The following is a 21,531-nucleotide window of genomic DNA, read 5'->3' on the forward strand; positions in this document are numbered from 1 at the left end:
ATCCCCGCCCTCGGCCAAAGGCACGAAGGCTATCACTGGCGGAGTTTTGCTCCGGCCAACAGCCAGATATCCGGCCGCTTCAGTGGTGGATTTTTGCACCGGCGCTCTCACCGATCCGATTGCCCGAATCGTGAAGTTGGCCGATCTCGCTGACAACTCCGATCGGTCGCGCCTGGGCGAGATCACGGATGAAGACGAACGCCGCCTCGCCAAATATGCCAGAGCTCGCGAAATCCTCCTGGAGGAAGAATGATCCGCCTCGTCCTCGTCGTAACTCTGTTGGCGTCCCCCGCCGTGGCCGGCGCGCTCCCGGTCTGCTCCGGCGGCGACCGCGCGGAGCGGAAACTCACCTGCATCGTCGACGGGGACACCGGCTGGGAGCGCGGCGTGAAGTGGCGGGCATTGAACGTCGACACGCCCGAAATCAGCCAGCCGGATTGCGCCGCGGAAAAGCAGCTTGGGCTCAAGGCTCGGGATCGGCTTCGTCAGTTGATGGCGAGCGGTTACCAGATAGAGTGGACGGGCGGCCGCGGACGCTACGGGCGAGAACTCGCCAACGTCATCCTGTCGGACGGGCGCGACGCCGGCCAAGTCTTGATCGAGGAAGGTCTGTCGCAGCCATGGCCGAACGACGGGAACCGGTGGTGCAGGTAGCGCTCTGGCCGAAACTGTGACCGTTGTCCGCCAGCAAGCTCTACGTCACGCAGCAGTTCGCGAAACAGGGGCGCAGGCTCATGAATGGGCAGGCGATGCGGTTTTGGATGGCCGAGGAGGCAAGCCTTTGCGCTTACAGCGGCGGTGGGCGGCCGGGAACGTGGTTGACGTCGTACGGCAGTCCTGCGTCGACTAACACCGCGACCCGGATCTGGCACTCGCCGGTCCCGACAGCGCCACCCGAACCAGCTCGGAGGCAGCACCTCTGCGGAAGAGGCCGACAATACCGGGTCAGCCAACTATGCCTGCTCAAAATCGACGGGTTGAAGATCCTTCATGTCGTACAAACTGAAGCGGTACCCTTGCCGTGAGCATTTGAAGTAGTCACCGGTATCGAAGGTCACGATCCGAGCGCCAGGACGGAGATCGCATGCACAGCTTAAACGGTGAGCTACCTCCATAAGATAGGAGTCTACGTAGTCCACTCTGTGGCGACGCATCCAACCAGCGTGCTCTCTGAGAGCTGCGGCGGTATCCGAAGGCGGATGAATGGATGGGAGGAGTGTCACGATCCCCGGCGTCAAGACCCAAGCGAGCAGGTTCCAGGCAATATGCTCCTTCTTGCGCGAGGCGAGAAGGCCGCATGCCTCGACCACTACCGGCGGCGCGACAAACAAGGCGTACTCGATCTCTTCCTCAACAAATAGCTGCGCTTGCTCGTGAAGATTATCACGTTCGTCAACGAAGGCCACAAGGACATTCGTATCGAGAAGAGCCAGGTTTCTTGGAAGGCGCAATTCCGCGGGCGGGATGAGGAAGTCGGTCATCAGTCCGACAACGGAATTCCGCGATCACTGATCGCTAGCCTGATCAGCGCATCGATGTCTCGCTCTTTCGCTGCCGCCTCATTTTCTGAACCCTGCGCTGCGGCAGTGATTACATCTGCAGCAAGGCTCGAAATTTGAAGAGCAAATGCCTCATCCTCAAGAATCCGGTCTAATATAGGGATGCCTTGGATGTGCTGTGGCTCGAATTTTTGGAAATCACCTCGAAATTGCTGCGTCGTTCTACGCACTAGACCATTCACAACATCGCTATTTAGATAGGCCAGGAGCGGCAGGAGCAGGTCGGGATCTTCTGGTACTACCGCCGTACCTCCGACAATAAATGTTCTGCCCAACTGGTCCAATGCGAACGCGGTCCTTGGAGCGAGATCGCGGATCAAAAGCTTCGGGCGCTTCAGCCAAGTCTCGTCTCGCGGCCAGACTAGCTCATACCACTTCCCTCCGCTTTTGCTCAGACTGGCGCGGGACGCGAGCAATTCTCGGTTTCGCATAAAATATGCCCAAGTGTTGGGAAGTTGAAACTCCATTTCTCCTTCTGATATTACATTATTTCCCCTATAGGGGTACAGCAGCCGCTTGGCCGGACGAAGGTTTTCATACCGCCGGACTTCGGAGCCGTAAATCACTGGCTGAAGAAGGTCAATCTCAAGTATCGCACTTTCGCCAAGGCCGTTGACTGCTTTGCAAAGCCCAGATCCGTCAGCCGATTCGATTTCGAAGATAAAGAGATCATTCCCGCCCGTTCTGATGCCTTGAGGGATGGCAGCGATCGTATCTAGCCTTACAGAAACCTCTTCTATTAGAATTAGGGCCTTTTGCTCCGTCTCAGAGAGGAGCGCCCATGGACCTCCGGAGCTCGGATGACGTGCCGTATAAGCGTGAACAGCAGGGTAACTGACCTCGGCAGTCGCCTCGGTGGAAGCGAGCAACAAAGCTGCAAGGAAATCTGGCAGAAGTGAGCGCACCTCTACAACCCGGACTGAACCAGGCGCTGGCTCTTCAGGCTTTCGAACTCTCGCTACAATGCAGCCGATGTACGCGTCAGCGTCGAACGGCCGTGTGGAACCGAAGTCGACAAGGGCGAGCAAGTTAGTTCCGCTCGCAAGCAATGATCGGAGGGTGGCGCCGTTGCGGCTCTTGAACAGCCGATTCGGAACCACGATACCTAAACGTCCTCCCGGCGGGAGAAGCTGAAGTGCCTGCTCCACGAACAGCGAGGAAAAGTCGTACCGCCCCTTAGCTGTAGCGAACCTTGCCTCCAAATCCTCCCGATTGCTAATCAGGCTTGTGGCTAGAAAGGGAGGATTACCCAAAACGATGTCGTACGAGCGGTCGAGTTCCCCCCAGGATCCTCTATCCAGCCCATCTGCGGTGATCACCACGTGCGACAGGTTTGGCAGAGGCAGCGCATCCGGCTCTTGGACCAGTCTCTGCCAAAGGTGCAGGCGAGCGGTGGTAACTGCTCGGGGATCGATGTCGATACCAACGATGAACCCGCCGTCGATTAGCTCGCGTGCCCAGCTCCTATTCGGATCGCGCAACTTAAGGTGGGCCAGCATCTGATCCACCGCTGCGACAAGAAAGGAACCGGAGCCACAGGCAAAATCAATTACGCGAGGAGGATTATCCGACGAGGAATTGTCGAAGAAATCTTCAATGCAGGTGGTCGCGAGATAATCACGAATAAACTTAGGCGTGTAGTAGGCTCCTGAACCTTTCCTTACGGAGACGCGGCTCACTTCTCGTTCCGCTGTATGGAACATATCGAACTGAGGCGCGCGGGGAGCGGGTTGCAAAACGGTAGCAAGATATTTTTCGTATGCGAGGCCTAGAACGTCCGCTTCAATCCAGGAGAAATCGTATCGGGAGCTTCGCCCCGGAAGGTTGCGTGGCTGGTAGAGATCGCGGATTACGCCGTGAACAACGTGCTCCGGAATTTGCAGGCCAACATCTTCATCGAAGAGATCGCTTCCCACTCGGACACGGGCTGCCTCGAACAGATCCGACCAAGAGGTCCAGTTGATCCGATCCGGACCCGTTAGCGTCGAAGCAAGCGAGGGAACCTGCGAGTCCAATGCCCTATCTTCAATGGTCCGCAAAACGAACAGTTGAGCATAAAGGGTCTGCAACAGTTCATCCACGCGCCCTGCATCACTCGCATAGCGAAGAGCCTGATCTCGCCACCCATCCAGACGGTCGACAAGTTCGTCATCCACCGGGCGTAGAAAGCTAGTCGGCTCTTTCTGCTTCGATGCAAACCGCTCGATATCCCTGTCGACCAGCGCCCCAGGGGTCAGGTGTTGCAAGAACTCCCGGTTCGCCGCCGCATCCTCCCACCGAATTTGCGGAAGACGGAACCACTCTCCATTCGACAGCCAATGAGAATTGAAGACGGTGAGACCTGAGCGGTCGGCTACGACGCCCCAGTCTACCGAGGAATGGTAGGCATAGAGCGCGGCGTCATCTAGGGGATCTGCCCCGTTCTGCGCTGTTACCCGAGCGAAAAGCGCGGCAGGCTTGCCAGCGACTGAAACGCGCGCAACGTCAAGTTCGGTGGCGCCTCGACTGATATGACGGGTGAGTAGATCCCTGCCGGTCCACCCAAAATGGACTGCCATATCGGCCCCGGACTGAAGAACATCGGGGGTCGGGTCTCCACGCAGAGACCGCGTGAGTTGGTCTGGCCATCTCTCGTGTATAAGCCCGGTCACTTGCGCGCCTCGCTAGCAATGTTGATCAGGCCACCGCCGCAGACTCGCGTCGGTCCTACGAACTTGCCGGGAGGCTTACACCAGCATTTCTGTGCATGCAAAATGGGAGAGGCAACAGATCGATGAGCCACAGCTGTGTGACGCGACGACCCTCAGATCCGGCTCGTTCACAGGATCGATCTGTAGCCGGGCACGATCACCGGACAGGCGCGAAGGCGTTCTGCCTCCCTAGCCGACACCTCCCCGTCCTTTCGGTCACCCCGGGCGACGATCCGCAGCGCGTCGTCCGGCAATGGCCGCTGCAGCCGTGACGCCTCCGACCACTCCGCGCGCATCCAGACGTCCATCTCGTCGGGTTTGGTGAGGATCACCGGCATCGCCTTCGGATGGATCGGCGCGACCACGGCGTTGGGATCGGTGGTGAGGAAGGCGTAGAGGTCAGCATTCACCTCCCCCTCCTTGGTCTTTCGCACGCTGGTCCAGTTCGTCCAGAGCCCGGCAAACGCCATCAGTGGTCGGCTCTCGTCTGCGGCGAACCAGACCGGCACCTTCTTGCCCTCGGCCGTCGTCTCGTATTCCGAGAAGCTGGTGAAGGGCACGAGGCAGCGGTTCGCCGGCCCCAGCCATCGGCGCCAGTGCGGCGACTTCACGTTGCGGACATTGGTGACGCCGCTGTCGACGGTCCGACCCTTCAGAACGAACTGCGGCGAGGGCATACCCCAGCGCATCATCGTCAACTCGCGCTCGCCATCGGCGGCGGTGCGAACAACCGGCGCGGCATAGTCCGGGAACACGCCAGGCAGCGACGGGAGGTTGCCGGTGCTGTCGCGCATGGCGCGGGTGAACTCGCGGATGGCCGATTGGCCCTTCGTGATCGAGTAAAGATTGCACATGCCCTGAGGATAGCACCGGACGGGGCTTCCGGGCAGTGATAGCAGGAAGACGGTCTAGCCCGGCTGCCCAAATGGACAGCCGGGCTTCAGTTCTACCGGGAACCCCGGGGAGGAATCCCACGTCGGGTATTCGGCCATTCACCGACGGATGCCGACCTGTTCCCCTCAGCGGCTGATTACCGAACGACGTACACGACCTGGCGGTTGTTCGGGTCCACCAGAACCGGCTGTCCGTTCACGTAGACGTATCGATAATCGTAATCCGGGATGGTCTGCAATTCGACCGTCTCGGGGAGCTGCGCGCCGACAACGGCCTCACCTTCCAGATACACCGGATCCACGGGGTTGGAACGGACATACTCAATCCGCTCGTCCGGCGGATTGAGCGCCGCACCGGCAACGAGGCCAGCAGCACCGCCAACGGCTGCGCCGATGGGACCACCCACGAGCGCACCCGCGATTGCGCCAGTCGCCGCACCGGCGACTTCCCCAGCACCGCCGCTGTCCTCATAGGTAACCACCGGATATTCCGTGCGGCGTTCCGTGACCACTACTGTCTCTCCCCCCATGTCGGCCGTCAGGTACTGGCTGTATGCCCAGCCTGAGGTGCCATCGATGGTAACCCTGCACCAGGAACCACTTTCGGTGCAGCCCTCCAGGGTCGCCGCAGAATCGTTGCCGATCATCCCGACGATTTCATAGTTCGGACCGGTCCAACTCGTGGCCATTCACCCGAAGAACGCTTCTGCGATACCCATCATGCAAGCATCAACGAAAACAGTCCTGCCCGGGCGTCTGAACGCCGTCGCTGATGTCAGAGCGGCGGCATGGGCTTGTCGACTGCGGGCTCGTCTTCGTCGACCCACACAGGCACCCTCTGCAGCGGGGCGCCGTACCTCTAGCCCCGTCTATCGCATGGCGCGACAGATCAACGGTCATCGTCGCTCTCCATGATCGCGTCCATCGTCGGATCCTCGGCCATCGCTTCGTCCAGCAGATTGATGATCTGCGTGGCCCGGACGCCATATTTCTGCGTCAGCATCCGGCGCTTGGCGGCGAAGTCGGCCGGGTTGAACTTCTCCAGCAAATCGGCCGCCATCTCCGGGTTGTTCACCGCGGCGCTGGCGATCGCGTTGATCGCGTTGGCCTGGACCTGCTTCGAGCGGTTTCGCAGCCACGTCGACCCGATGTCGAGCACCGCGATCGAGGGCGTCATCTGGCCGCGGTTCACGCTCCGCATCCGGCTCGCGATCGAGGTGGCCGATAGCGATGGGTCGAAACCGCCCTTCAGGATCTGGCCGGTGCCGGACGAACCAGCGGCGCGGGCGCGGCCGCTGACCTCCACATTGGCCAGCGCGGCGAACACCTCCTTGATGTCGGCCAGATGCTTCGGGTTGTCAGCCCAGAGCTCATCGGCGACGGCGGCGGTCTTCGGGTCGTCGAATATCTTGCCGAGCGCGTTGACGCTCCAGCGCTTCTCGCCGTTCACATCGGCAGCGAGATTTTTGGCGCCCTTCACCACGTCCCAGAAGGCCGTCCGCAGGTTCTCGCGGGCCTCGGGCGTGTTGCCGACGGTTTCCAGCAACTCCTGCGCGGCCTTCCTCGGCTGCGGCCCGCGCGTCAAATTATTAATCGCGTCGCGCGTCGCCTCGACGTCGAACTTCAGATAGGAGGCTGTCGCACTCTTACCGGGCGTCGTCAGCCGCTTCGTCACGGCCGCGCTGGCTTTCTCCGCTGCCGACAGCGCTTCTTTCGACGCGCCGGCTTGCTGCAACTGCGTCTTCAGATCGGGAAACTCGCCTAGCACGATGCTGTTTTCGTCGATGAACTTGCCCAACGCCACGGGCTTGTCGATCAGGCCGCGCTGCTTCACGCGCGACAGGACTTCGTCCGTGACGGCGCTGCGGGCGCGTGGGTCCGCCCCGGCTTCCTGCATCATTGCGCGGAAGTCGGTCACGCGCCCGCTGTCGGGCTGGACGAAGCGGCCGGGAACGGCGCTGTCGTCGAGCGCGTAGCCACCGCCTTCGCGGGTGCGGAGCGTTTCAGCAATGCCGGTGCCAGGGCGCTCGAACCGATCAGCCACGTCGCGGCGGGTCGTGCGGGCGGTGTCCAGCTGATCGCGCAGTTCTGCCGGCACCGCCTGATCGACGAAGTCGTCGACCCCCCTGCGGTACAGATCGGTCACACGGGCCTTGTTCGCCTGGCCGGGCGTGGCGCGCGCCGCGCGCACATCGTCCGTCAGGCCGCCGCGGATCGACGTCACTTCGTTCAGCGGAACCTCGCCTCGCGCCGGCGTGCCCGGCTTGATCAGCGGGCGGCCGTCCGGACCGAGGATGGCGCTCTCCGACGGCGGCACCTCGGGCTCGACCAGGCGGGAGGGTATCCGCGCCTCGGACGGCATGAAGCGTTCGCGGTCATTCGTCGGCAGCGCGCCCGTGGTTTCCTCGAAGCGCGACGCCAGCGGCGCCACGTCGACCGGAACGGTCGCTTCGTTGATTGGCCGGTAAGCCTGCCGAACCTTGTCCTGCTCGATAGCGTAGCGGTCGGCCAGCGCGCCGCGCAGCGATGAGCCGCGTGCCGTCGCGTCGGTCATGTCCGGTTCGACCCGCTGCATGCTGTCGTCGAAGGCCAGTCGGGCGACGTCGACCTCGTCGGTCGCCTGCGCGATCTGCGCGTCGCGCGCTGCATCCAGTTCCGCCCGAAACAGCGCGGGGTCGCCCTGCGGCGCGAGCCCTCCCATGCGGTCGTCGATCACGCGAGTGTTGCGGGCGCGGCGCGAGTTCGCGGCGCCTGATGAGATGCCGTCCTGGTTGAAGGCGAACGTCGCCATGCCGGGGTCGCCCGTCCGATCGGCGATGTTCGCACGATAGCCTGGCACGATCTGCTCGACTTCGGCCGGGCGACGCATCTTCGCCGCCACCCCGCGCGCATCAACCGGCTTGCCGCCGTTGGCCGCGAACTGGTCGGCGAGATCGGTGGAACTGGCCGCCAGCCGCAGCGCCACGTCCTCGCCAGCCACGTTGTCAACAAAGGTCGGCGAGCCGGTGGCGCCGCCGATCACGTTACCCACTGCGCCGAGGGTGGCATTTGTGACGCCTACCGTAGTCGCACCGGCCATCGACCCGATGAAGTCGGACCAGAAATTATCGCCGAACTGCTCATTTCCAGCCAGTTCGTTAGCCCCCCCCCGCGCCAGCGCCGGAGCCGATGGCGTACTCCATTTCACGCCCGACGGTCTTAGCCGGCGAGACCGCCATCGGCTCGCCGAAGGTCCGGGCGATCGGACCCATCTCGCGGACGGCGTCGACACCCTTGCGGGCGATCATGCCGCCAGCACCGACGAACGGGATCGTCGCGCCAACCTCGGCACCGACGCGGCCCGTCACGCGCTGAAAGGCGTCCGTGGGCTTGGGGGCGGGCTTGATCAGCCCGAAGCCCGACATGATGGCGTCGACGAACTCGCTGCCGCCGACCGGGTGATCGCTGATCGGGCCGACGCCTTCGACGCCAGGCAGCAGGTTCGCCAGCATCGGCGCGGCGTTCACCATGTCGACCGGGGCGCCGAGAATGCCAGACATGCCTTTGCGCGCACCCTCTAAGGCGATCAGGCCGGTGTCGATTGCGTAGTCGCCGACGCCACGGCGGGGCTGCACGGGCGTGCGATCCCACTCGTCGGGCATCTGCGGCGCAGGAGACGTCCAGGTACCGGCCAAGGCCGCGGGGGCCGGCCTGCTCTGACCGCCAGAAGTCGCCTCAGCGCGACGCCGACGCGAGCGCGCCAAGGCGAGAGCTTTTTGCTGCTCCAGGTTCATTGGAAGAGCGCCCTTTCCTGCGGTGTCATGTACTGCCAGTCCGAAGGATCCACACCAGCTGGCAACGCCCCGCTGCCGGCCGAGGACGTCTCCGGTACCGTGCGAGTGCGCCCAATGCTGTCGATGCCGTCGTTGCGAACGCCCCGGAGGATGCGAGCCTGATTATCGATCTGTTCGATCGCCTGGTCGAGCCTCGCGAGGGCATCGGCCTGGTTGGCCGTCAGGCTGTCGAGGCCCAGAGCCGCCTTAGTCGCACGGAGCATTTCGTTCGACAGCCGCTCACCCGTCGTCGTCTTTGCGTACTGGAACGCTAGCAGGTTCGACAGCATCTCGATGACCGGGATGCTGGGATCAAAGGCGCCGGCCAGTCCGCTGTCGGCGGCACCGCTCTCGATGTCCCGCGCGACTTCCGCCATCCGGCCACCCAGAAACTGACCGAGCTCGCCACCGGTTTGGACGACGTTCTGGGCGGTGCCGCGCAGCCAGCCGACCGCGCCCTGCGAAGCCGGGCTGCTGGCAATGAACTTGCGAAGCGATGCTGCTGTTCCGCGGGCGACCTCGGTGTCGATCAGCGCTTTCTCAACCTGATTATTGGCGGCCCTGCCGATCCCAACATCTTCGTTGGCACCGGTCGGCGCCGCCATCTTCGTGATGTTGAAATCACCCTCCAATGGAGCGCGGTTGCGGGCATTCAGCCAGGCTCCGTCAGTGGCCTGGAGGGCCGGGCCAGTCCTGCCGTCTGGATAGGTAAACTGCGCGTTTTCCGGTTTTGCTTGCGCGCCCTCATTGATGTAAGCGAGCGCGCCGGTGCGAACAGCCGCGCCCGGCGTCGAATAGACCGAGGCGCCATCCGGGCCGACGGTCTGAACGGGCGATTGCTCGCCGATGATTGTGTCGAGCAGCATCTGGTCGGTCAGCTGCCCGCCGTCGACCAGTTCCTGGCGCTCCCGCCCCTTCACCTGCGTTTCACTCGGGGCGAATTTGTCGCGCGCAAACTGGTCGACCTCTCCTGGCATCCCCTGCATCGCGGCGGCGATAACCTCGTCCGAGGACGGCGCATCGCGGGCTGTTAGCCCGGTTTCCATCAGTCCGCGTTCGGTCAGCGCACGCGCGTTGTCGCGGACGTTGTTTTGCGTGGACGCGGCGAAGGACTGGTCATAGCCATAGCGATCCGTCGCGTCGGACGCTTGAAAACCCTCTGGTGTGTTGCCGTAGGTCTGTGTGCCGGTAAGCGCGGCCCGCTCCGCCGCCGTCTCGTCCTGCGAGTTATCGAACAGCCACTGTAGCTGGTCGCGCTTGGCGTTCGTCAAATTCGCGTTGGCCCAACCGGAGGCCTCGGCCCCGGACGGCGGCGCGAACATCGAGGCGATGCTGTCGAAGGCCTGGCCGAGCGCCGGATTATTATAGATGGGCATCGTGGTTTCCCTCAGTGAAAAGCGCCGACCGGCTCGGCGTTCAGGGCGCGGCGGATGGTGACGGATCGGCGCAGTAGGTCACCACGGGCCTCGATCCGTTGACGGCGGAAAAGAGCATCCAACTCGTCGGCCAGCAGCGCCGCATGGTCGATGCGGTCGGCGGCGAGCGGCAGATCAGCAGTTGCTGCAACGTTGGCCGGGGTCTGGCCGAACAAGCGCGCGGAGCTGCTGGCGGCCGACATGCCGAGATAGACGGCTTCGGGTGCGATCCGTCGTTCAGCAGCGTCGGCCATAGCTGGAGCGGCGGCGGCGATGGCAGCGGCCAATTCTGAAACGAGCCGCTCAGGCATGGCGTCCCGGTTCGGCATCTCAGCGGCAGCGAGCATCGATCGCAGCGCCATGATCGCAGTCGGTAGAGCCTCCGGACCGCCTTCGGACGCGAGCCGGAAGCCGTCTGCGACCACCTCGAGGACTTCGTGCAGGGAACGGGGGTGGTTCATCTTCCGCACTCCCTTAGTCGAATACAGTGAGCGCGGAAGGCGCCCGCACTTCGGGAAAAAATGGTTCGCCTAGTTGGGCGAGGCCTTCGACCACCGCCTGCCGCCGGGCAGCAAGGCGCCGGCCGATCGTCTCCGCCAGAACGACGTTGTGCAGGTCGTTTCGAAAGATGCGCGCCTGCTCCCGGCGGTCGTCTAGAATGCCGGACCACGTTGCCCGCTGCGCTGCCGTCTGGCTCCAAGCGCGCAAGAGGGCGGCCATAGCGCGGAAGCCCAGCAGGATATCGCCCCGCGTGAATGTCACGGGCAGTTCCTCGACTGCCACGGCCTGAGCGGCTCGAAGCGCTGCCATCAGGTCGGCAAGGTTTGCGTCGTCAAGGCGCGGGTCGTGGCGCGCCGCGCCTTCCTCGGCGTTCCCGGCGGCCACCATCAGCATCTCGGCCAGGTCTTTCCCAGCCGCGAGGCGAAGGTGCGCCCGGACATCGCCGACCAGGTCGTCGTGCTCTGAGATGGGTACATGAGTTGCGGTCAACAGGAGCGCCTCGGTTTAATAACGCTGAACCGTAACTCCCAGGAATGAGCCGAAAACCCCGTGCAGTAACCGCTCATCGCATTTCCGAACATTCTCGCGGCGGCAAATTTGTACGGGCGGGCGACGCGGCCCGCGCGGTGCGTCGCGGACTGTACCCCAGGGGGCGGGTCGGACCAAAGAGGGGCCACCGGCCGGCTCGCACTCCCTACCTAAGACAGTGCGCAAGCCTTGTGCTGTAGGGCTTTGCGCCTTGCCATGGGGTGCAGCTTGCGCGCACCACTAGTCGAAAGGCGACGTTTGCGGGCTTTCCTCGACGATCGTCGAGCCTTCGGCTGGGTCGTGCTCTATGACCTGGCGTGAGCGTTCCGCGGCCTCGCGCCGCAGGGCGGTCGAGTGCGGCCTGGAGCTCGTCGCCGGTCATCTCGTACGCCTCTTTGCGCTCTGCATCACTGGTGACGTTGTAAGCCCGGTCCAGCACGATCTTCGTGGACGCGATCTTGCCGCGTTCGCTGGATTTATCGTCACGCATGACGCGCTCGAGCGTGTCGACGGCTAGCGGTAGCAGCTCGTTGTGTGTCTCGGGGGCGAGACGCGCCGCGCACTGCGACCCCAGCAGAGGTCGCGCCGCCAAGCGAGGCGGGCAACGGAAAAGGGCGCCACAACGGGCGCCCTCTCTCGAATTTTGCCTACTGCTAGTGGGTGCGCAGCTGAATGATGGCCTGTACCATCGCGTTGAGCCTCGCAATCAAACCGATCGGAACCGTGAAAGTGAGGCTAAAGGTCTTCTCATCATCACCTGCATACGACCAACGGCAGCGACGATCCTCCCGGCAGATCGTGCTTTCAAACCTCGAAAACAGACGGTTAAAGGTATCCTCCCCGGCGGGCGTTTCCGGCAACGTGACGTGGTAACGCGCCATGTCGCTTGTGGCGAAAGGGGAAGTGGTGATCGGCTCAATGGGGTGGGATTTGGCATCCTGGGGGGCATTGTTCAGCATCTTGGGCTCCTCGAACGAGCGTCAGAGTGGAATTGCGGCGAAGACCGCACCACCAAGAAACCATGACGCTAGTATCATGTCAAGTGTTTTGATCTTAAAAATATCAATATGTTTATCCCGCACCTTAATGCCTCGTATATCTCTCCATACCCACACAGCCCGAAGCCTCCTGCATTGTGGGTATGGCGATTTTTGCATCTGTTGCATGCAAAAACGGTTTGGAAGCCGTTCGACTGCGCAATCGTTGTCTTATAAATATTCCGTATATTCTAATTTCTGCTGAATCCAGAACAGTTGACATACGCATCCAGGGCGAGCCACCTGCTTTGATCCTGATCGGGAAGGAGCGGACTATGGGAGCAGACTTCACTATCCTTACACAGGTGGAAGCGGCCAAGCGCCTTAACTGTTCACCGCGGGTCGTGGCTCGGCTTCGTGCAGCCGGGAAGTTGACCTACATCCCGGGCCGTCCGGTTCGGATCGTCGAGGCGGACTTGGTCGACTACATCGAGCGCGCGGCAGCAGAGGCCGAGGAAAAGCGGAAAGCCAAACTGCCGCCCGAGCCGGGGTCACCTGAAGCTCGAAAAGCCTTCGAGGCACGCATGGAAGCCCGGCTCAGGAAAGTCCGCGTACGGCGCGCAATGCAACGCCTCAGGGCGGAACGTCCCGTGTGACCTCCTGCAAGCCTACAGCGGCCCGGCGCCTCTTGGGTCGATCGTCAGTCGAAGACGCCCGGATGTGCATTGATCCCCTCGTCGCCCGAGGCGTGTTCAATGACGAGCCGTGACCGCTCCGACGCTTCCTGGCGCAGCCGATGGAGGGCGCGCTGAAGCTCCTCGCCGGTCATCTCGTGCAATTCCTTCCCCTCGGCACCGTCAGGCGACGCCAGCCCGTAGCGATAAGCGAGATCGATCGCCCGGATCAGAACCTGCCCGGTCACCGTCTCGTCGTTCAGCAACGCAAGATGCCGGCGGGAGGCCGCTGGCAATGTTTCAGTTGCCAGTTGGTCCGCGACCAGCCGGCGGCACTCGGCCGCGATCGCCGGATTATTCGCGTTCTGTGATGCTGCCTGCCGGGGGGACGAATAACCCGCCTTTTCGGCGGCATAGACGGCGTCGCCCGTCGCGGCGAACCGCTCGGTGAACATCGTCTCGCGGCGCGAGAAACGGCCTGTCTTATCCGGCATCGGTGCAATCCTCGTAAAGCGATACGTTATAACGGTATCTTGTTACCCGTTGTCCGTGCAACTCAACTGGCACCGATCAGTCGAACACGGTCGGATAGCCCGCGTTGAAGAACCGGCCGGCGACCCCCACGTTTGCCAAGATCCAGGCATCGTGTGCGGCTTGCTGAGAGGGGAACGTACCGAGGTGGACGTGCCGACCGTTAACCCATACGCACGAAGTCCACTTACCTCTCTTGCCCCTGTAGGCGCCCTTCAAGCCCGGCTTGTGGCGCAGAGCGTCTCGCGCGGTTTGCGAGCGCGTCGTCTCCCGAAGGTTGCGGAGCATGTTTGCGCTGGCGTCGCGGTTCCAATGAGTGGCATCGGCGGTCGGCGCGAAGCCATAGATAAGCGTCCACGCTATGCGGTGCGTGAGCAACTTGTACCGCTGCCCGGAGACCTGGAAGGTGAGCTGCCGGTGCCCGTACCGGCTGCACGACGTTCCGAGTGCCGCTGTCCCTGCACGCTTCCGGTTCCACCACGCGGCGCGGGCCTGCGATTGAAAGTGCGCCACCGGTCGGACGCGCCAGGTGAGCGCGCCGGTGATCGGATCGTAATCGAAGCATTCGCGCAAAATCTCGACAGGCGGCATCATGGCCGGACCCTCCGGCGGTAAAGATGGCCTCTGGTTATTCCCGGCATGATGCCACGCGCAGGCGTGCGGACAATGCGGCTTGCGCGCACGCATATCCATAAACATCGGTATTGATAAAGAGAGAGAGGTCGAAGGCAATATACCTTCGTGCACGCAAGCCGCATTGTCCGCAGAAACGCGCATTGGACAAATTGTCTTTCCGTATTTCCCGACCGCATTGTCCGCACTCCTAGTCGAAGACCGAAGGCATGGCAGACGTTGCAGTGTCGTCGTCCACCCACTTACGCGCGAAGCTCGCCTTCATTATCTGCTTGTGGCGTTCGGCTCGCTCCTTCCGCTCACGAGCCGCACGATCGGCGAACCGGGCGTGTACGCGCGGATCGATCTTCCAGGAACGCGGGCCGCTATCGTCGCGATCGGCTACGGCGCACCATCCCGCGCCCTCCAACTCACTCATGGCAGCGAGGAGCACGCGCAACCCGTCGGGGCCTCGCAGCGATTTGCGCGCATCGCCGATAGTCCTCCTTCTGATCTCGACAAGGTCCGGCCTCGTGAGGAGGAAGCCCGCGATCCAACGTGCTTCGCTCGCCGTCTCGGGTGCACCGAAGAACGTCTCGTAGAAACGCACGGCGTGCCGCATGAGGAAACGGGTGAAGCGAACCGCGGTCTTAACGGTGGAAGCCGGGATGGTGGCCTCGGGATCGAGCCTTTCGTGCGCCTCGAATTGCTCCGCCGCGTGAAAGATCAGGATCAAACGCGGCAGGATTTTGCCCCACTTTTCGACATGACCTTTGAAAGCCGGATTTGCGCCTGGCGAATGTTTCAACGATTTCAGTTCGCGCCTCGCGGTCGTGAAGATGCTGTGAGCTTCAGGATCCATGCGGATAGCCGGTGGAAACCGATATTCCGCGGTCGCGAGTTCGCCGATCATGCGACTAAATCCAGCCACCGCGCCCCGGTCAGGCACTTCGTCCAAAGCTTCCCGTTCTACGCCATCGTGCAGGACAACGATGAAGCGCTGAAGCATTCCGTCCACGCCCAGCTTCTTCGCGAGTTCACGCATCTTGTCCGGCTGTGTCCCCGCCAGCACGGTGAGCGCCGCCTTCTCCGCGAATATCGTTCCGGCGCCCACCCTGTCATAGGTGACGCTTCTCCCGTCGAAGAACCCGAGGAATTGGCTTCGGTCGCCATCACCACCGCTCTTGTAGGCCCCGAAGGAGCCCAGCATTCCGACCAGTTCGTCCGGCGCACGCAGGATTCCGCGGGCGTTGTCCGCAAAAATCCGGATCATCTTCTCGGCGGTCACGTCGTCGACAACCGCGCGCCGGATCTTTGGTTCTGGCCCGACAGGGGGAGCGTCTTTGGTGCGCCGCTTCGATGCCGCAGCCCATTCAGCATGACGGGCAATGTCCCGCTTGGCCCATTCGCTATCGACCTTCCGGAGCGAAGCGACGGCTTCGGCGATGATAGGGGACTTGGCGCTGCCCGGCTCGGCTACGATGGTCACCCAGAGATTCGCACCTTCCGTCCAGCTGTCACTGTTCTGCTGGACCTGAATGCGGATGTCGGATCCGATCGCCGCGCCCGTTGCCGCCACCGCCGAGATCGCCGCGAACGCTTCGGGCACGCCCTTCAGTCGGGCCTCAGTGTGCGTCCATCGCTCGAGCAACGACGGGAGGGATCCCGCAGGGACGTGCCCGAGCTCAGCGGGATCCGCATCTCCGAAGATGTCGAGCGGTCCCGCATCGTCGATCGGCTCGAAGTCGGAGTAGAACTCCGCACCTGTACGGTATTCGGGATCGACCTTGCGCATTTCGTACAAGAGCGTCCGGTCCGAGAGTTCGGAAGGAGGCGACGTTTTCCAGCGTGACCACCGGGCGTTCGTCCGGTCCGCATCGTACTTGTCGGCGCACTTCGCGCTCCATGCGTGGAAAGCCTCGAGACCATCGACGCTGCCATGAGAGGCATCGTAAAAGGTCATACCGATCCGGTTCCACTCCTTGTCCCAAGGAAGGCCTTGATTGGGGATGATGCGCGCCGCGTCCAGGAGCATTGTCGCCGGCCACTCTCGTTTCGTCTTGAAGCCGCGCCTTTCGCCTCGTGCCAGCGACGCAGCCCCGCCTGATTGCAGCCCTGCGGCCGCGACCGCATCCTCGAGCACGCCCAGCGCCCATTCCAGGTTCAGTTCCCGCTGATGGTCGCCGCCGATTATCCGACAGAGACGCGGCGTCCCCTTCGTGTGCACTGAACCTGGCCAGCGCATCGGATGCACCAGCGAGACGGCTGATTCGTCGGCGTCGACGAGGCGGGCTGCGGCTGCCCGGGCTCGCTTCAGCTCATGCTGGCGCTTCTGATCGATGGCCGGCTCGCTAAGCCGCCAATGCAGATGCAGCTTGTCCTCGATCTCGCCCGTCTCCGGATCGGACCATTCACCACCAGAGGCCACCACGAGTGTTGGATCGCCGAGGATGCTGACGAGCTTGGCTAGCGACGCCGCGGGGCGCGCATCTAGCTCCACTGTGATCACCGGAGCGCAAAGGACGTTCTTCTCACTCGCATCTTGGTACTCGGTTCCGTTCTGCCTCGTGGCGCGCTTGTCGCCAAAAATGCAGACGGGCGGGGAGAATACGGCGCGCTTCGCGAACGGACGGCCGGCTACTTTCGCCGCGACCGGCGCGGCAACCCGCACCAGGTTCGTGTCGAAGGGATGCCATTCGTTGACGACGGCCGGCCCATCTCCATCATGCTCGAAGGCGCGAAGCGTGACCCAGCCGGTTCCATGTTCGCATCGTTTGAACACGATCCCCGCGAATAGGCGCATCTCGTCTGCGTCAGCTTCAAGCTGCTGCGGGTCGACCTGTTCGGTGTACGCCGCGGACCTCTCCTCCGCTACGCTGCTGCTTCCGAGTATGTCGCCGAAGAGTTGCGAGACACGGGGGTTCGCTGCTACGTTACTCATTGCGAAGGCCTTTATGCGGCGTCGTCGGCTCGAACCCGATGGCGCCGTTTTTGTTAAGAAGCATGCTCCGGACGGGGCGGGTTGCTTACGACTAGCCGTAGCACGGGCATCGGCTCGGGAGGCAGTTCTGTGGGCTTTCTCGCCGGCTGTGCCTCGCCAGCGAATTGCGAGATACTCGCCGCGGTGACCACGAGAGGGCCGCCCCGGGTGAGTCTTCGTCCATCAAGACGGCCTTCCGCTGCACGGTCACGGATCCAGTCCTCTGAGCGGGCGAGAATAGCTGCGGCCTCGGCGACTGACACAAAGGCTCGGTCGCGCCAGGGGACGTATCGTTCCTGAGTTTGCATGGGATGCTCCTGTGGTCGGGCGGAAATGTTCGTCTGCCTCGGTGCGCCGAAAAATCGCGCGCAATCCGCTCAGATGCCGGCCCTGCCCACATGGCGGCGGGCAACTCGTGCTTTCGCTGCCTGCTTCCGCTGGAGGTCATCCTCTTCCTCCGCGCATCGCAGGACGTGCTGGGCGTTCGCGACCAGCCGGCGCACGACAGGGCTGTCGCAGCTGCCGTAGAGGCGCTGAGCCTCGGCTACGAAGGCGGATCGCGCCTTTGCGATCTTGGAGATCGATGACCCCAGTCTCGCCGCCGCCACTCCATTGGCCTGGCGTCGGCTGGGCCGCCCCGAGAATGCCTCCTCGCTCGCCGCGTAGTGCAGCAGGTTGTGCTCGAACGAATTCGGTCTCCTACCGGGACGGCAGGCCAAATCACGCCGGATATGAGCGATGAGCTTGGGAGGCGCGACAATGAAGATCACGAAGTCCTCAGTGCGAGCGAGCGTATGAAGCACAACATCGATTTCTGAGCCCTGCTCGGCATTGGAGGAAAGCATCTCAATCGCGCGGTCGTACACCCCGCCTGAGGAGGGCATCGCCTCAGACCTCCCGACCGGCCCGAGCCCGCTCCGTACGAGCGGAACGCGCACGATCGGCGCGATCTGAAGGGGACCAGGGTTCAGCCTGGCCGATCAATTCGATCAGGCTGCCGGTGTCCACCAGCGTCCGACCGCCCAGCTTCTTGAGGATCAGGCGGCCTTCCGCAGCGAAACGGTACAGTGATGCCGGAGACAGACCAGCAATCTCACTCGCAGTCTGCATCTGCTGGAAGGGGCGTTCTCGCCAAGGCGTTGCCGGCCTAACAGACGTCGGTGCTTTGCTTTCCGCAGCAGAGGTGGTCGCGTTCGATCTCGAAGTCATGACGGTTTACTCCTGGAGCAGGCGAGGCACGAGCCATTCGCCGGTAATGGATGGTGCGGTCGCACAGCAATCCAGCTCTCAGTTTCGTCCGTTTCAGTATTCGTTCGGCGACCTGCGTCAAGGGTGGAGTATGACTCGCATGCTGTCAATACTATTCTCAATCAAAATTAAACCGCACTACAAGTGATATACATTTCTACACCTATTAAACATCACGGTTTGCAATATTCGCGGAAACTCGTCGCGCTACTGCCTTTTTCGTTCGAGCCAACGCAACCCATTCCTCTGCTTCATCCAGCAGGGTGATCAGGCTCGTGGTTACGACTAGGATGCGTCCGCCGAGTCTGCGGAGTTGCAGCCGGTCCTCTGCGGGAAAAAGGATAATGTCGCGCGACGCGCCAAATCCTCGGTCGCATCGACGATGTACGCGGAATAATGCCCCTCGATCATTTGGACCGACGTGTCATGTAGTGCAGCTGCGAGGCGGATCGGATGACCGTTCCGCAAACCTCTGACGATCGACGAGTGCCGCAGCGCGTACATCACCGTATCCTCCGGCACGCCCGCCTCGGCAACTGTGGCAGTCCAGAAGTCATCGATTTCGTACGCCGGCCCCCACGGCCGTCGACGGTCCCTCTCCCATCGTTTAGGGACCTTGGCACGCCGATAGGCCCACCGCAGAAGGAGCGGCTCATCTGCCCCGCGCCCAACAAGTGCTGGCTCAAGGGCTTCGATGTGGTCCGGCGCGAGTGGAACTGCGACCGGCGGCTTCGCCCTGGGAGATCGACCTTTCCGAGAACCAGTGATCATCAGCCGGCCGTGCGAGGGCTGGAGATCCGCGACGCGTAGTCGGCGGAGTTGCGAGAACCGGGCGCCGGTGGCCGCCGACAGCATGACGAGTCGACCGAAATCACCGGTATCGTCGATCTTGAACGCTGCTTCGACCACGCGCCGAACCTCTTGGTCTGACAGCAGCTGTCGACGGGCATCCCCTTCCACGTGGAGCGCTTTGGTCCCTGCGCTGATCTCCCCCTGGACATGCGCGGGCAGTTCTCTGCGATGACGAAGGGCGGCGGCATTGAGCGCTGCCCGCAGGTCGTTCATGAGCCGGTTCACCGTTGCTGGCGCGAGGAGAGGCTCTGGAGGCGCCGCTGTCTGGTGCGCCGTGACCGCCCCTTCCCGGAGTGGCAGACGTCCGCGCCAAGCCTCTATGTGTGAAGCCCGCAGCTTCGATAGCGGTGTTGCTGTAAAGGATCCGTCGGAAAGGACGTGCTTGCGCAGGCGCCCAGCTGTGATTTTCCCGGTCGCTGCCGACCGCTTCTCCCTGTCTGAGATGTACGCCTCGACAGCGGATCGAACCGTCGGGCCGGCCGCGGCCATCTCTCCAGCCCCTTCATCGATCGCGGCGGATTGCTGCCTTCCCCATTCGAGCGCAGCCGAGACGGCAGCTCCGTAGGTCAAGGCGCCAAGCCCCGCACCGTCGTCGTCGGCGGGCCCGATGCGCTCTTCAATGCGGCGGCCAGAGAGGACGATTTTGACGATCCACGAGCCTGTGCCATGCGCAGATCGCCTGTAACCGAGAGAAACGCCGCCTCGGCCGCCGCTTACACCGTGCCAATATGGATTCTTGCGTGCAGGCAAGCGCGACCGCTTCGGCGGCGTGTCAATCGGAGAGCCCGCTCGTTCTGCCACCTTGGTTTCCCACACTTTATCCCACACTGATGTAGGAGATAGCATGGACGACTGTGACAGGGAATAAGGGGATGTTCAGGCATTTCCTACTGTTACGGACATCACGGACGTCCATGAATTGGATGCCTTGCCCCTCCGAAGGCAGAGGTCACTGGTTCGAATCCAGTCGGGTGCACCACCTTATTGCCCTTGACATCAAGGGCTTACGGTCAGAGCATCAAACTCAAAATACTCCTGTTTCGTAGCCGGTCACAAACTGGTCACACTGACAGGAGCTACGACTTTGGCATCTCTTCGCAAGCGAAACGACAAGTGGCAGGCCCAGGTCCGCCGCAAAGGCCATCTTCCTCAGTCCAAAAGCTTTCAAACCCGCGCTGACGCGGCGCGGTGGGTCAGGCAAACCGAACTGGAGCTCGATCGCTCCGCGCTTGCCTACGATACGAGGAGCTTGGAGCGCTCGACCGTAGGCGACCTGTTGAGCCGGTACCTGCGAGAAATCTCGCCCAGCAAGCGGGGCCATCAATCCGAACGGATTCGCATAGAAGTCTTCCTACGGGAAAGCTGGGCAGATTTGACGCTAGCGCGAGTGACCCCTCAAGCCTTTACTCGCCATCGCGACAAGCGACTACGACAGGTGGAAGCCGGGACGGTGATAAGAGAGTTGGGCCTACTGCATTCAATATTCGAAATTGCCAGACGAGAATGGGATATGCCCTTAGCTGAGAACCCCTTGGCGAAGGTTCGAAAACCGAAAGCAGCGGCTGGACGCACTCGTCGGCTGCAGATCGTTGAACTAACCGCCCTACTAGCGGCATGTGACGAGGCCCGCTCCGACTGGCTACGCCCCAGCATTCTGTTGGCGATCGAGACGGGAATGCGCAGAGGCGAAATCCTCAATATACGCGGGAGGGATGTCAGGCTTTCGGACTGCCTCCTGTGCATACCGGAAACCAAGACAGACACGCCGAGAACCATTCCCCTGTCCGCTAGTGCAGTGGACACACTAAGGCCGGTCGTGAAGGCCATAGCATCCAATAGCGAGCTCCTGTTTCCAATAAGCGCCAACGGTTTCCGTCTCGCATGGGAGCGCTGCAGACGAAGAGCCGCAGTTGTCGTTCCTAGCGTTGCGAGCCTCCGGTTTCACGACTTAAGGCACGAGGCCGTCAGCAGATTTTTCGAGCTAGGCCTTGGCGTGCCAGAAGTGGCAGCGATAAGCGGTCACAGGGACCCTCGTATGCTTTTTCGCTACACGCATCTTAAACCCGAGGACCTTGTGAGACGACTGCAGACGCTTGAAGCGGGGAATTCAGCATGAGAATCCGTGTGCTGGTCATGCCAGATCTAATGAAGCGTCCCGGGTTTTCCGGAGGCCGGTTCGTTTGAGTCATGCAGCCATATCGAGGCTCTCGATGGCAGCATAGTAGTTGGCTTCGGCCTCAGCGGGCGGGATATGCCCGA

General features: G+C 62.3%; 17 protein-coding genes and 2 pseudogenes. 4 read left to right on the forward strand and 15 right to left on the reverse strand.

Features of this window, described 5'->3' with window-relative positions; translation table 11 throughout:
* A pseudogene (locus VQ045_RS19110) lies at positions 1-253 on the forward strand (hypothetical protein); the annotation flags it as partial.
* Entirely contained in the window at positions 250-654 is a 405-nt protein-coding gene (locus VQ045_RS19115; protein WP_331831249.1) for a thermonuclease family protein, read from the forward strand. The pseudogene VQ045_RS19110 and the gene VQ045_RS19115, both read left to right, overlap by 4 nt.
* Before the next feature lie 299 nt (positions 655-953).
* Here the strand turns inward: VQ045_RS19115 and VQ045_RS19120 are convergent, their stop codons facing one another.
* The 10 genes and pseudogenes from VQ045_RS19120 to VQ045_RS19165 form a co-directional block, all read right to left on the reverse strand.
* Entirely contained in the window at positions 954-1,481 is a 528-nt protein-coding gene (locus VQ045_RS19120) for a PIN domain-containing protein (protein ID WP_331831250.1), read from the reverse strand.
* Positions 1,481-4,117 carry an Eco57I restriction-modification methylase domain-containing protein gene (locus tag VQ045_RS19125; RefSeq protein ID WP_331831251.1) on the reverse strand — a complete coding sequence of 879 codons (2,637 nt, stop codon included), beginning with the start codon at positions 4,115-4,117 and terminating at the stop codon, positions 1,481-1,483. The genes VQ045_RS19120 and VQ045_RS19125 overlap by 1 nt, the downstream gene beginning before the upstream one ends.
* A gap of 260 nt (positions 4,118-4,377) precedes the next feature.
* The gene (locus VQ045_RS19130) at positions 4,378-5,103 is read right to left on the reverse strand and encodes an SOS response-associated peptidase (RefSeq protein ID WP_331831252.1); all 726 of its coding nucleotides are present in this window, start codon (positions 5,101-5,103) and stop codon (positions 4,378-4,380) included.
* 176 nt (positions 5,104-5,279) lie between these two features.
* A pseudogene (locus VQ045_RS19135) lies at positions 5,280-5,699 on the reverse strand (DUF1236 domain-containing protein); the annotation flags it as partial.
* 332 nt (positions 5,700-6,031) lie between these two features.
* Entirely contained in the window at positions 6,032-8,329 is a 2,298-nt protein-coding gene (locus VQ045_RS19140; RefSeq protein WP_331831254.1) for a hypothetical protein, read from the reverse strand.
* Positions 8,280-8,783: a hypothetical protein gene (locus tag VQ045_RS19145; protein WP_331831255.1), complete on the reverse strand. Its 504-nt coding sequence runs from the start codon at positions 8,781-8,783 to the stop codon at positions 8,280-8,282. Before VQ045_RS19145 ends, VQ045_RS19140 begins: the two co-directional genes overlap by 50 nt.
* 128 nt (positions 8,784-8,911) lie before the next feature.
* Entirely contained in the window at positions 8,912-10,276 is a 1,365-nt protein-coding gene (locus tag VQ045_RS19150; RefSeq protein WP_331831256.1) for a hypothetical protein, read from the reverse strand.
* Between the two features lie 65 nt (positions 10,277-10,341).
* Positions 10,342-10,830 (reverse strand): hypothetical protein, encoded by a 489-nt coding sequence (locus VQ045_RS19155; RefSeq protein ID WP_331831257.1) that lies wholly within the window; start codon positions 10,828-10,830, stop codon positions 10,342-10,344.
* Positions 10,831-10,843: 13 nt separating this feature from the next.
* Complete coding sequence (locus VQ045_RS19160; protein ID WP_331831258.1) at positions 10,844-11,359, reverse strand: hypothetical protein; 516 nt, start codon at positions 11,357-11,359, stop codon at positions 10,844-10,846.
* Positions 11,360-12,051: 692 nt separating this feature from the next.
* Complete coding sequence (locus VQ045_RS19165) at positions 12,052-12,357, reverse strand: hypothetical protein (protein WP_331831259.1); 306 nt, start codon at positions 12,355-12,357, stop codon at positions 12,052-12,054.
* Between the two features lie 182 nt (positions 12,358-12,539).
* Between VQ045_RS19165 and VQ045_RS19170 the strand changes: the two genes are divergently transcribed.
* Positions 12,540-13,031: a helix-turn-helix domain-containing protein gene (locus VQ045_RS19170; RefSeq protein ID WP_331831260.1), complete on the forward strand. Its 492-nt coding sequence runs from the start codon at positions 12,540-12,542 to the stop codon at positions 13,029-13,031.
* A gap of 44 nt (positions 13,032-13,075) precedes the next feature.
* Here the strand turns inward: VQ045_RS19170 and VQ045_RS19175 are convergent, their stop codons facing one another.
* The 5 genes from VQ045_RS19175 to VQ045_RS19195 form a co-directional block, all read right to left on the reverse strand.
* Complete coding sequence (locus VQ045_RS19175; protein ID WP_331831261.1) at positions 13,076-13,543, reverse strand: hypothetical protein; 468 nt, start codon at positions 13,541-13,543, stop codon at positions 13,076-13,078.
* Positions 13,544-13,619: 76 nt separating this feature from the next.
* Positions 13,620-14,174: a hypothetical protein gene (locus VQ045_RS19180; RefSeq protein WP_331831262.1), complete on the reverse strand. Its 555-nt coding sequence runs from the start codon at positions 14,172-14,174 to the stop codon at positions 13,620-13,622.
* Between the two features lie 229 nt (positions 14,175-14,403).
* A complete protein-coding gene (locus tag VQ045_RS19185; protein WP_331831263.1) occupies positions 14,404-17,133 on the reverse strand; it encodes a DUF3987 domain-containing protein in 2,730 nt (909 codons plus the stop codon).
* A 416-nt stretch (positions 17,134-17,549) separates the two neighbouring features.
* Positions 17,550-18,056, reverse strand: coding sequence for a hypothetical protein (locus VQ045_RS19190; protein WP_331831264.1), 507 nt, complete (start codon positions 18,054-18,056; stop codon positions 17,550-17,552).
* Positions 18,057-18,705: 649 nt separating this feature from the next.
* Positions 18,706-19,485, reverse strand: a complete 780-nt coding sequence (locus tag VQ045_RS19195; RefSeq protein WP_331831265.1) for a hypothetical protein — start codon at positions 19,483-19,485, stop codon at positions 18,706-18,708.
* Positions 19,486-20,782: 1,297 nt separating this feature from the next.
* Here VQ045_RS19195 and VQ045_RS22090 point away from each other — a divergent pair.
* The gene (locus VQ045_RS22090; protein ID WP_442879907.1) at positions 20,783-21,388 is read left to right on the forward strand and encodes a site-specific integrase; all 606 of its coding nucleotides are present in this window, start codon (positions 20,783-20,785) and stop codon (positions 21,386-21,388) included.
* The last annotated feature ends 143 nt before the right edge of the window (positions 21,389-21,531 follow it).

The sequence above is a fragment of the Aurantimonas sp. E1-2-R+4 genome (assembly GCF_036549515.1).
GTDB lineage: Bacteria > Pseudomonadota > Alphaproteobacteria > Rhizobiales > Rhizobiaceae > Aurantimonas > Aurantimonas coralicida_A.